At 41.4% G+C, this 12192-nt stretch carries 8 protein-coding genes; 5 read left to right on the top strand and 3 right to left on the bottom strand.

All coding sequences use genetic code 11. The features are described 5' to 3' along the window. Position 1 precedes the first annotated feature (1 nt). From pvcA to BO26_RS04810, 3 genes are all read right to left on the bottom strand, one after another. Positions 2 to 979 carry an L-tyrosine isonitrile synthase gene (pvcA, locus tag BO26_RS04820; RefSeq protein ID WP_036769371.1) on the bottom strand — a complete coding sequence of 326 codons (978 nt, stop codon included), beginning with the start codon at positions 977 to 979 and terminating at the stop codon, positions 2 to 4. 735 nt (positions 980 to 1714) lie between these two features. Continuing rightward, the gene (gene mfd / locus BO26_RS04815; RefSeq protein WP_036769368.1) at positions 1715 to 5161 is read right to left on the bottom strand and encodes a transcription-repair coupling factor; all 3447 of its coding nucleotides are present in this window, start codon (positions 5159 to 5161) and stop codon (positions 1715 to 1717) included. 404 nt (positions 5162 to 5565) lie between these two features. Next, entirely contained in the window at positions 5566 to 5886 is a 321-nt protein-coding gene (locus tag BO26_RS04810) for a hypothetical protein (RefSeq protein WP_036769365.1), read from the bottom strand. Between the two features lie 480 nt (positions 5887 to 6366). Here BO26_RS04810 and lolC point away from each other — a divergent pair, with 480 nt between their 5' ends. The 5 genes from lolC to pepT all read left to right on the top strand — a co-directional run bounded on the left by lolC (position 6367) and on the right by pepT (position 11733). Further along, entirely contained in the window at positions 6367 to 7569 is a 1203-nt protein-coding gene (gene lolC / locus BO26_RS04805; protein WP_036769361.1) for a lipoprotein-releasing ABC transporter permease subunit LolC, read from the top strand. Then, positions 7562 to 8266 (top strand): lipoprotein-releasing ABC transporter ATP-binding protein LolD, encoded by a 705-nt coding sequence (lolD, locus tag BO26_RS04800; protein ID WP_036769358.1) that lies wholly within the window; start codon positions 7562 to 7564, stop codon positions 8264 to 8266. The genes lolC and lolD overlap by 8 nt, the downstream gene beginning before the upstream one ends. Further along, complete coding sequence (gene lolE / locus BO26_RS04795; protein ID WP_036769355.1) at positions 8266 to 9513, top strand: lipoprotein-releasing ABC transporter permease subunit LolE; 1248 nt, start codon at positions 8266 to 8268, stop codon at positions 9511 to 9513. The genes lolD and lolE overlap by 1 nt, the downstream gene beginning before the upstream one ends. Before the next feature lie 77 nt (positions 9514 to 9590). Beyond that, positions 9591 to 10433 carry a Sir2 family NAD+-dependent deacetylase gene (gene cobB, locus BO26_RS04790; protein ID WP_036769352.1) on the top strand — a complete coding sequence of 281 codons (843 nt, stop codon included), beginning with the start codon at positions 9591 to 9593 and terminating at the stop codon, positions 10431 to 10433. A 55-nt stretch (positions 10434 to 10488) separates the two neighbouring features. Then, positions 10489 to 11733 (top strand): peptidase T, encoded by a 1245-nt coding sequence (gene pepT / locus BO26_RS04785; protein WP_036769349.1) that lies wholly within the window; start codon positions 10489 to 10491, stop codon positions 11731 to 11733. Positions 11734 to 12192: the final 459 nt, after the last annotated feature.

The raw sequence follows: 12192 nt of genomic DNA, 5'->3' as shown, positions 1-12192 counted from the left end.
TTTAAATTACATAGTGGCTGGGTTTTCCATGAATATTGACTAGTTTTCCGCCCATCATTTGAACTTCTTTGTGTTTCATAAGTATAAATTGCCCATTTACATTGGCTGCGACTCCATGCCAGGGAGTTAACCAGTCATCCCTAGTTGGCATCATATGAATACCGAATTTAATACTGTCTGCGGGTTGAGGATGAATAGACAGACGTATCGCTTTTGGGAAATGAGTATCTAATAAACTTCCCCATGCCCAGCTTCGTTGAATAACACCGATAGCTCTTTGTTTGGCATCTTTTTGCAGGGCATTGTTTGATCCGGTATAGCCAGGTAATAGACTGTCTTCATATAAAAAACGAGTGACTGCACGATACAATTGTAACCCATCATTATTCTTCAATAATTCATCTTTGATGGATTCTTCAGATCGAGCGTAATGTTTTACTAACATATTTCTCTGTAAATCAAAATTATCGCTATGATCGCAGAGGTCCTTGTCGTCATTGAGATTAAAGGTACCTAAGTTGATAGCTCCCATTTCATGAAGTAATTGCTTAATATCTTCATGATATTGGCTAATAACTTCATCTCTGACACGAATTAGATCACCGAAAACATGCCCATCTGAACAAATGATAATGCGTGCGCCGGGAGAATAATAAAGCTGGATACGCTGACACAGAGAATTAAGAAAAGTTAAAGACAAGCGTTCTGCCATATCCGGGGAAGTACCAAGTACTTTGTTTTTGTTTGGCGATTTAGTTGGGAATGCTGGCAAAATAAACTCTATAGGCTTTTTATTTCTGATAAAATACTCAATTCTGGGTAACTGTACACTTTTAATAATCTCTTCTTCTTGAACTGAATTTCTTTCTGAATCGGTCAGGCGTCGGCGGTATTGCAACAATTCATGCAGAATCTGCATAGAAATATTTTTAGAGGAAATATTATCGGAAGTAATATTCTTATCAGTAACACTTTGCATAATGACTATTTCTCATACTTGTTATAAATATCTATTGTTTCCTTCTTAATAGATAAATAGTGGTTTAACTAATTGGTATAGACGAAGTGTAAGATAATGCAATTAAAAGATAATATAATATTTAGGAATATATAATAATTTGTTTTCTAATAAACAATATGTTTGAATATGATTTCTATAATTACTCAATATATTTGATTGATTGTTACAATAAGGCACAATTTCCCAATATTATTAAAATATTAGATAACTGGTACGATGACTGAAATTGAATGGCAACTTAAGCTGAATAGATGTATGTGGAGGGAAATACTTGAATAGTCTTATATCGGTGATCTAATAAAATTGTACTTAAATAATGAAGTTAAGGTGGTTATTATTTTTTTCTAGTTATTATTTTGAGGTATATAAGGTCACATATGTATAAGTAAAAATAATAATTATAGCGGGATGGTATAGTGAAAATTAAAATAACCATTGTTAAATCGGGTTGCTATTACTGGCATGACTATATCTGATGGGTATTTTATGGAAATTGATCTTTTTTCTAATCTAATCAAGGTAATAATAATGAGTGAGAGAAATACGGATGGATAAGTCACAACACAATTATCTAGTAGCCCAGATAAAATTAGCTTGTGGAAAAAATGGATGATTTAGTTGTGCAAGGAAGGAGAATTACAGCACTTCCCCACGGATTGATAATCAATCACGGGTGGGGAAGTGAAAAGTGACTTAGGCGTTGAGTTGATGCTGTTCAAAAGAACTAAGCAATTGCTGGATAAATTCCAGTCGTGATTCCCTTTCATTCAGGTCAGTAATGAATTTAAGCTTGGCGGGACCGTCCAGTCGGTAAATTTCAGGCTGTATCTGTAATAGACCGATCAGATAAGTGGGATCAACCCTGTTTTTTTCACTAAACTCGATAAATCCCCCTTTTTCGTGGGCTTCTATGCGCTTAATACCTAATTTCTGCGCGGACAGGCGAATGGCCGCTGATTGTAATAAATAACGTCCTGGATCAGGTAATGCGCCGAATCGGTCTATCAATTCAACCTTTAATTCAGCTAATTCTAATTGGTCTTTGGCACTGGCAATCCGCTTATAGAAAGACAAACGTATATTAACATCAGGAATATAATCATCAGGCAACAAGACAGGCATGCGTAATTCAGCATCAGTCTGGCTATTCGTTAAGTCTTCAAGTGAAGGTTCACGACCTGCTTTTAGCGCGTCGACAGCACTTTCTAATAGTTCCATGTAGAGTGTGAAACCAATAGTTGTCATCTGGCCGCTTTGTTCTTCACCAAGTAACTCACCGGCCCCACGAATTTCAAGGTCGTGAGTCGCCAACGCAAAACCTGCTCCTAAATCCTCGAGTGAGGCGATTGCTTCCAGGCGTTTATGGGCATCGGTTGTCATTGCTTTCGGATGTGGAGTCAGAAGATAAGCATAAGCCTGGTGATGGGAACGTCCAACACGTCCACGTAGTTGATGTAATTGAGCAAGGCCAAAATGGTCAGCACGTTCAATGATGATAGTGTTAGCGCTTGGAATATCAATGCCAGTTTCAATAATCGTCGTACAGATAAGGACATTAAATCGTTGATGATGGAAATCAGTCATCACCCGTTCCAAATCTCGCTCACGCATCTGCCCATGACCAATGGCGATCCGTGCTTCTGGTACCAATTTTTCAAGACGTAATTTGGTTTTCTCAATATTTTCAACGTCATTGTAAAGATAGTAAACTTGGCCACCACGCAGGATTTCACGCAGCATTGCTTCTCGAACAACCAGGCTGTCATATTCGCGGACGAATGTTTTGACTGCCAGACGGCGAGCGGGAGGAGTTGAAATGATCGAAAGATCCCGCATGCTACTCATTGCCATATTGAGTGTTCGCGGAATAGGGGTTGCGGTAAGCGTCAGAATATCGACGTCCGCACGCATGGCTTTAATCTGTTCTTTATGGCGTACACCAAATCGGTGTTCCTCATCGACAATTAACAAACCAAGATCTTTCCAGCGCAGGTTACTTTGCAGCAGTTTATGGGTGCCAATGATAATATCTACTTGCCCAACGGCTGCCATTTCAACCACTTGTTGCTGCTCTTTTGCACTGCGAAAGCGAGATATCATCTCAATACGTACAGGCCAGTTAGCAAAACGGTCACGGAAATTGTCAAAGTGTTGCTGAGCCAGAAGTGTTGTCGGAACCAGTACAGCCACTTGTTTGTTATTCTGGATTGCCAGAAATGCGGAACGCATTGCAACTTCGGTTTTACCAAATCCCACATCACCGCAAACCAGACGATCCATCGCAATAGGTTGACACATGTCATCCAGAACGGCATTGATAGCTTGTTCCTGATCTGGCGTGGTTTCGAATGGGAAGCTTTGACAGAATAGTTGATATTGTTCCCAATCGTGTTTAAAGGCGAATCCTGGCTTTACTGCCCGGTGGGCATAAATATCAAGCAGCTCAGCGGCCACATCGCGGACTTTTTCTGCGGCTTTTTGACGAGCTCTGCTCCATACTTCACCGCCGAGTTTATGTAATGGTGCATTTTCATCTGCGCCACCTGCGTAGCGGCTAATTAAATGCAGTGAAGATACAGGGACATAGAGTTTATCATCACCAGAATAGCGTAGTATCAGGTATTCTGCTTTGATGCCACCTGCTTCGAGAGTGGTTAATCCCTGATAACGACCAACACCATGTTCCAGATGGACGACGGGTTGACCGGAGCGTAATTCTGCAAGGTTACGAATCAGAGTATCGGTATTAATAGTGCGGCGAGTATCCTGACGACGGCGAACAACACGCTCCCCAAGCATGTCACTTTCACAGATCAGAGTAAGTTCATTCTTTTTGTCAATAAAGCCATGTTCAGCCGCACCAACCATCAAAAAGTGACCTGGTTGTTGTGCATCATATAATTTGCTGATTCTAATTGGTTTAATTTTTATTCGTGACAATAATTCCTGAAGTGTTTCTTTACGGCCTTCACTCTCAACGGAAAAAATAACTCGGCCATTGAACTGTTCAAGGAAACGGCGGAGTTTATCCAGCGGCGCTTTATTTTGTGCAACAATGGATAAATCGGGTAGTCGTTGATAATCAAGATTTGTGTGGTTGGCTTTTTTACTAAGTTCTTCGGTTTTGAGTTGAATACGAGGCCAGTTTTTTAGCTTAGAGAATAGCTTATCAGCTGGAAGCCAAAGTTCTTCCGGTGGCAAAAGCGGTCGCATTGGGTCAGCTTGACGATTTATAAAACGTTGCTGAACGTCCTGCCAGAAGCGCTCAGCGGAGTTGTTGACGTCCTGACTGATAATCAGGGTATTATCTGGTAAATAATCAAACAACGATGGCAAGGGCTGCTTGAAGAACAGCGGTTGCCAATATTCTATTCCTGCTGGTAACGTGCCTTTACTAACTTGTTGATAAATGTGTTCGCCATCACGACGGACTTCGAAACGCTCCCGCCACTGGCTACGAAACAGCTCAATAGTGTCTTTATCTGTGGGGAATTCATGAGCAGGTAGTAAGTTGATTTGCTTGACCTCAGTCAGCGTGCGCTGGCTGTCAACATCAAAAATTCGCAGACTATCAATTTCATCATCGAAAAAATCGATACGATAAGGATGTTCGCTTCCCATTGGGAAAAGGTCAAGCAACGCGCCTCGGGTGGCAAATTCACCATGTTCGAGAACCTGTTCAACGCTGCGATAGCCAGCCTGTTCTAATTCAGCACGGAGTTTATTCCGAGAGAGTTTTTGCCCTTTATGCATAACCAGTGCATGCCCGTGAAGATATTCATGTGGGCAAACCCGCTGCATTAAGGTATTTATCGGCAGGATTAAAATCCCCTTCACCGTCGTTGGCAGACGATAAAGTGTAGACAGGCGGTTGGAAATAATTTCCTGATGAGGAGAAAAACTGTCATAGGGCAGCGTTTCCCAGTCGGAAAGTATATCGATAGGGCAGTCGGTAAACTGATGGATTTCATCATGCAAACGTAAAGCGTTTTGCATATCTTTGGTTATCAGTACGACAGGGCCTTGATGGCGTTCGACAATTTCAGCACACTCTACAGCACAGGCTGCACCAGTAAGCTGACCTAACTGGCGGCTATCACCACGGCGTTCAGGGAGTTCATAACGGTATTTTGAGGACATAAGCGTTAATGTGTTCTCTATGATTCAGTCCATTCCCAACAGATTTTTTGACCCATAATGGCCCTAAAATAAACACGCTGGCAGGTTGAGAGAAAATAAAAAAACCACAGATCAGGGTGTTGGTGGTTCCATAAAGTATAGCTGCCCTTATTATCCTCGAACACTTTACTTTGGCAACAGGGTAGTAACAGATTTCAAGTTGCCTTAGTTATAATCGTCGTAAACCTTTGCTCTGTACCGGTGGAGGAAGGGATGTTAAGGCCCACTCAAGTAAAGTGGTTTACTTCACAAGAGTGGGTTTGTTGGCAAAAATGCAGGTCTTACTATTCTACGCGCTGGAATTCAATATTGACTGAACCTGAACCGAATCGCGTGTGGTTAAAAGGGTTGAGTGTTATGCGGTCTTACTTCCAGGGCGGGGTATTGTGTGTTCCTACCTCCATTTCAATTTTTGCAGTTAAAAAGCCACTGAGATTGGTGGCTGTAACTTTGAAGAAGTAAATAAGGTTAGGTGGTGGTAAAAGTATTCCAACCTCGCCGGGGGGGACTTCAATAACGCTATATTGAGTATAATCTCCGAATGGAGGGGCCCAGTGACTACTTACTTTAACGGGAGCCAGACCGACGTTTTTTATTCCTAAATGAGGTTGATAACTTGGGATCAATATATTGCCATTATTATAGATATCAGTAGCTTGATTAGGATTTATTTGTATTTGTGCCATACACTTGTTTCCTTATTATTACGGTTATTTGGTTATTATGTAATTGGTGCTTTTATCAGCAGAATTTAACTTAACACTTATCCAGAACAGTTAAATATTGAAGTTTATCAGTGATATGAAAGGAATGAGGTAAGCATATAAAGTAGTGAATAGAACCCAAAATTTCGGCGAATGCTTCCATAAAACGATTTTGCAGGCGCTTTATCTCGACAAAATTCTGCGGCAAGCTAAATCATAGCGGTACAGAACTGACAAAGTTACTGTGTGTGTTCAGGTGTCAATAAATATCTCAAACGGCCAATTTGAGAGAAAGTTGGGAGTTGGAAATAAGCAAATTTAGGTGAAACGGTGATAATGTGTAATTATATACTTGAATAAGTTTTGGTTTTGCATATTCAAGTATACATAACTAGAGATAAAATATGGTATTTTACATTAATTCACAGTTTCTAAATCAAATTCTTTGATATGGCGGATTTCATGCTTCAATCTGTCTCATTATTTATAGGTTTGCGGTATATACGTGGCCGTGCAGCTGACAAATTTGGCCGGTTTGTTTCATGGCTGTCGGCAATCGGTATTACTCTTGGGGTCGCTGCATTAATTACGGTATTGTCAGTGATGAATGGTTTTGAACGTTCATTGGAAACCAGCATTCTTGGCTTGATGCCGCAGGCTATTGTGACGTCGGTAAACGGTTCTCTGGATCCCTCAGAGCATCCGGCTAGTGAACTCGCGAACCTGAAGCAAATCAACAGGATTACACCATTAGCGATGGGCGATGTTGTGTTGCAAAGCGCTCGCAATGTTGGGGTGGGTGTGATGTTAGGTATTACTTCAGATGAGTATGAGCCACTGACTGAGTATTTGGTTAACACCAATCGCCATCAACTTGAACCCGGTAGTTATAACGCGATTTTGGGAGAGAAACTGGCGGGGGAGCTTGGAGTAAAACGTGGTGACCGAGTTCGTCTGATGGTACCAGGAGCAAGCCAATTGACACCAATGGGGCGTATTCCCAGCCAACGTTTGTTTATGATTGTGGGTACTTTTGCTTCTAACAGTGAAGTAGACGGCACACAAATTCTGGTTAATCAGCAAGATGCAGCTCGTTTGATGCGTTATCCAGTGGGTAATATTACTGGCTGGCGTCTCTATCTCAAAGAACCGCTGGCGGTGGATAGCTTGAGCCTGCAAACCATGCCGGAAGGGTTGTTGTGGAAAGACTGGCGTGAACGCAAGGGTGAATTTTTCCAGGCGGTAAGGATGGAAAAAAACATGATGGGGTTGTTGTTGAGCCTGATTATTGCTGTGGCTGCATTTAATATCATTACTTCCCTTGGCTTACTGGTAATGGAAAAACAGGGTGAAGTGGCGATTTTGCAAACACAGGGGCTGACACGCCGCCAGGTCATGATAATTTTTATGATCCAAGGTGCCGGCGCTGGGATTATCGGTACATTATTGGGAACCGGGCTTGGTGTTCTACTTTCGAGCCAGCTTAATAATTTAATGCCACTTCTTGGTTTGTTGACCTCAGGTGTTGAGTTGCCTGTTGCTATTGAACCATTACAAGTCGCTACAATTGCAATTTCAGCGATGATTATTGCCCTGTTATCTACGTTATACCCTTCCTGGCGTGCCGCTGCCACCCAACCTGCTGAGGTTTTGCGTTATGAATAATCAACCATTACTGTTGTGTAATAATCTGTGTAAAAAATATCAGGAAGGGCAGGTACTGACCGAAGTACTGAAAAATGTCACCTTTTCTATCAATCAGGGCGAAATGATGGCGATTGTAGGAAGCTCGGGGTCAGGTAAGAGTACGCTTCTGCATTTGCTAGGTGGGTTGGATTCGCCGACTTCTGGTGATGTCCTGTTTAAGGGGAAGTCTCTGAATAAAATGTCTTCCAGAGCCAGAGCAGAATTACGCAATCATGAATTAGGCTTTATTTATCAGTTTCACCATCTGTTGCCAGATTTTAATGCGATAGAAAATGTGGCTATGCCACTACTGATTGGTGGTAAAGATCGAAATCAAGCACAGAGGAAAGCGTTGGAAATGCTGGCTGCTGTTGGTTTGGAGAAGCGAATTTATCACCGTCAGTCGGAATTATCGGGCGGTGAACGTCAGCGTGTGGCGATTGCCAGAGCATTAGTGAATGAGCCGTCTTTAGTTTTAGCTGATGAACCAACCGGTAACCTCGATTTACGTAATGCAGATAGTATTTTTGAGCTACTGGGTGAACTTAATCGGCAACAAGGTACTGGGTTTCTGGTAGTGACCCATGATTTAAAACTTGCCAACAGATTGGATCGCCAGGTAGAGATGCGTGATGGTTATTTGCAAGATGAATTGACCCTGACGGGGGCAATGTAATGGCAAATTTGCCTCTTTCTTTAGTTACTGCTCTGCGATTTAGTCGGGGGCGTCGTGGTGGTGGAATGGTATCCCTGATTTCGGTGATTTCTACTCTGGGAATTATGCTTGGGGTTGCAGTCCTGATTATTGGTTTGAGTGCCATGAATGGTTTTGAACGGGAATTGAAGAACCGGATACTTTCTGTTGTTCCTCATGGTGAAATCTATGCAGTCAATCAGCCGTTTGAACAGTGGCAATCTGCATTAGAACGGGTGAAAAACACAACAGGCGTGATTGCTGCTTCACCTTATATTACCTTCACTGGATTGATGGAAAAAGGTGTTAGCCTGCATGCTGTTCAAGTAAGAGGTGTTGATTTAATCACAGAGGCTCAGGTTAGCTCATTACCAACGTTTGTTCAGGATAATGCGTGGCAACACTTTCAGCCTGGTCATCAGCAAGTCATTCTGGGGCAAGGGGTTGCTAATGCTTTGAAGGTTAAACAAGGCGATTGGCTGACTGTTATGATCCCAAATAACGATCCAGAAATGAAGCTGTTGCAACCAAAGCGGATTCGTTTACAAGTCAGCGGGATTTTTCAATTAAGTGGCTTACTTGATCATAGCTTGGCTTTGATTCCCTTGGCTGATGCACAGCGATATTTGGATTATGCGCAGGGGATCACTGGAATTGCTATCAAAGTTGATGATGTGTTTGCTGCTAATCAGCGAGTAAAAGCGGCTGGAGAAGCATCGCAGGAATATGTTTATATTAGCAGTTGGATAAGGAATTACGGCTATATGTATCAGGATATTCAGATGGTCCGCAGCATTATGTATCTGGCCATGATTCTGGTGATTGGTGTGGCGTGTTTCAATATCGTTTCTACTTTGATTATGGCTGTAAAAGATAAAAGCAGAGATATCGCTATCCTGAGAACACTTGGTGCAAAAGACGCACAAATTAGAGCCATTTTTCTCTGGTATGGATTACTGGCGGGGATGACAGGTAGTATTGTTGGTGCCGTAGTCGGAATATTTGCATCGCTTAATCTGACTTCTCTTATTCATGGTTTGGAAAAGCTGATCGGCCATCAATTCCTTTCCGGTGATGTGTATTTCATTGATTTCTTGCCATCAGAGTTACATAGCATGGATGTTTTGTACGTTTTAGCGACGGCATTAATTTTGAGCTTATTAGCCAGTTGGTATCCAGCGAGACGGGCAAGCAGGCTTGATCCAGCACGAATTTTAAGTGGGAAATAATAAGCCTATTATTGGCATCAGCGAACCAAAAGCGCTATGGTGTAAAGGAAACTTGAGAAATCTTAAAGGAAATCAATATGCGTATTCGTCGTCGACTTTGTCGATTTCGTAAGATTAGGCGTTTGAGGCATCAGCGATTTCGTAGCCGAATTTTCTATAGGGATAATCGATTGGCACTTAATATGAAAAAACCTTACGTAGTAGCACTAACTGGTGCGGGTATTTCAGCTGAATCGGGCATTCGGACTTTCCGCTCTTCTGATGGATTGTGGGAAGAACATCGAGTGGAAGATGTTGCTACACCTGAAGGTTTTCAGAAAGATCCAGAATTGGTACAGGCGTTTTATAATGCTCGGCGGCGTCAACTCCAGCAACCAGATATAAAGCCGAACGTAGCGCATTATGCTTTGGCAGCACTGGAACATGAACTGGGCGATAATTTTCTGTTGATTACACAGAATATCGACAATCTCCATGAACGGGCCGGTAGTTATCGCACGGTACATATGCATGGTGAATTACTTAAGATCCGTTGCTGTCAATCTGGGCAAGTATTTGAATGGACAGATGCACTCACTACAGATGATCGCTGCCATTGTTGTCAGTTTCCATCACCATTACGTCCACATATTGTCTGGTTTGGTGAAATGCCTTTTGGTATGGAGCAAATCTATTCTGCACTGGCTCAGGCAGACATTTTTATTGCGATCGGTACTTCCGGGCATGTTTATCCTGCCGCTGGATTTGTGCATGAAGCTAAGCTATCGGGCGCACATACGGTAGAGTTGAATCTGGAACCGAGTCAGGTAGAAAGTCTGTTTGATGAAAAGCACTATGGACCAGCTAGTAAAATAGTGGATGAATATGTCCGAAAGTTAATTGATAAGATAAAAGAATTTAAAGCTGATTTGACGCAATAATTATTATGTTTCTCTTCCCCATAATGGACAGCAAAGTTCCAGGGGGAAGAGAATAATGGACAGATTGTTAGAACGCTTTTTTAAATACATTTCTTTTAATACTCAGTCAAAACCATCAGCGAAAACCATTCCCAGTAGTGATGGTCAGCTTAAACTCGCCAACGCATTGAGACAGGAGCTAATTGAGCTGGGTTTTTCTAATGTGGTGCAGAGTGAGCATGGCTGTGTGATGGCAACATTACCGGCTAATATATCGTGGCCTGTGCCGGCCATCGGCTTTATTGCTCATCTCGATACTTCGCCAGATTTTTCTGGAAAAAATGTGAATCCACAAATGCTGGAAGATTACCGGGGCGGTGAAATTGCCTTAGGATGCGGTAATGAAGTGTTATCGCCAGTGATGTTTCCTGTATTGCATAATATGTTAGGAAAAACACTAATTACCACAGATGGTAGCACACTACTTGGTGCCGATGATAAAGCGGGCATTGCAGAAATCATTACTGCAATGGTTCGCTTGAAAAATAACAATATCTCACATGGTGATATTCGGATCGCGTTTACACCTGATGAGGAGATAGGTAAAGGCGCTGGTTATTTTGATATTAATTCATTCGATGCTGAGTGGGCTTATACCGTTGATGGCGGTGGAGTGGGTGAATTGGCATTTGAAAATTTTAATGAGGCAGTAGTCACGGTCAAGATTGTTGGCAACAACGTTCATCCTGGTAATGCCAAAGGTGTCATGATGAATGCCTTATCGCTGGCGATTCGTATTCATCAGGAATTACCATCAGGAGAAACACCAGAACATACGGATGGATATGAAGGTTTCTATCATCTGCAACGTATTAAAGGCACGGCAGAGCGTGCTGAAATGCATTATATTATTCGTGATTTTGATCGAAATAACTTCGAAGAACGCAAAAAGAAGATGATCAAAATTGCTGAGAAAGCAGGTAAGGGATTACATCCCGATTGTTATATCGAGCTGGCTATCGATGACAATTATTACAATATGCACGATGAAATTATTAAATATCCGCATGTTATCGAAATTGCAAAACAAGCAATGCTAGATTGTGATATAGAACCCATTATTAAGCCCATTCGTGGTGGCACTAATGGCGCACAATTGTCATTTCGTGGTTTACCTTGCCCGAATATATTCATGGGGGGATATAACTATCATGGTAAACATGAATTTATTTCGTTGGAAGGAATGGAACAGGCTGTAAGTGTCGTTATGCGTATTGCCGAATTAACTGCTTTGTTGTCTAAAAAAGCTGAGAAGAGTTAAGCAAAGGAGCAGGATACGGCTGTTGATTTACCTTATGTGGGGGTGATATGGTTTTAAATATACCAGTCACTTTCCATCAGATAAATAGTATTATCAATAAAATTTAATTGGTAGTGTTAATTAGGGCGATGGTTATTCCTGTAAGATATATTTCTTTTCAGGATTCTGACGAATTTATTTCAATTCGTTGATTAATAATGATTTTGTTGTTTTGTTTTTAGATTAATGTTGAATTTTTTAATGCTTTTTATAGAGGTATCTTCAAGTATTACTGGATAACCATTAGTGTAAAATTTAGTTGATGATGTTTAAGAAGATATAAATTTTTGGTCGATTTTACCTTGGGAAATATCATAATATTTTGATAATCCATCTGCTTTGAGTGAATTTTCTATCGAGTAATTAATGCCTTTTTCAGATATAAAATAAACAGGTATAGCTATATTTAATCACCTTCTA

The organism is Photorhabdus australis DSM 17609 (assembly GCF_000711895.1).
Classification (GTDB): domain Bacteria; phylum Pseudomonadota; class Gammaproteobacteria; order Enterobacterales; family Enterobacteriaceae; genus Photorhabdus; species Photorhabdus australis.
This window is presented reverse-complemented; position numbering and strand designations above follow the sequence as displayed.

Bases quoted from the DNA above. Each gene is read 5' to 3' on its own strand.
- pvcA (WP_036769371.1), bottom strand. From the start codon at position 979: ATGCAAAGTGTTACTGATAAGAATATTACTTCCGATAATATTTCCTCT.
- mfd (WP_036769368.1), bottom strand. From the start codon at position 5,161: ATGTCCTCAAAATACCGTTATGAACTCCCTGAACGCCGTGGTGATAGC.
- BO26_RS04810 (WP_036769365.1), bottom strand. From the start codon at position 5,886: ATGGCACAAATACAAATAAATCCTAATCAAGCTACTGATATCTATAAT.
- lolC (WP_036769361.1), top strand. From the start codon at position 6,367: ATGCTTCAATCTGTCTCATTATTTATAGGTTTGCGGTATATACGTGGC.
- lolD (WP_036769358.1), top strand. From the start codon at position 7,562: ATGAATAATCAACCATTACTGTTGTGTAATAATCTGTGTAAAAAATAT.
- lolE (WP_036769355.1), top strand. From the start codon at position 8,266: ATGGCAAATTTGCCTCTTTCTTTAGTTACTGCTCTGCGATTTAGTCGG.
- cobB (WP_036769352.1), top strand. From the start codon at position 9,591: ATGCGTATTCGTCGTCGACTTTGTCGATTTCGTAAGATTAGGCGTTTG.
- pepT (WP_036769349.1), top strand. From the start codon at position 10,489: ATGGACAGATTGTTAGAACGCTTTTTTAAATACATTTCTTTTAATACT.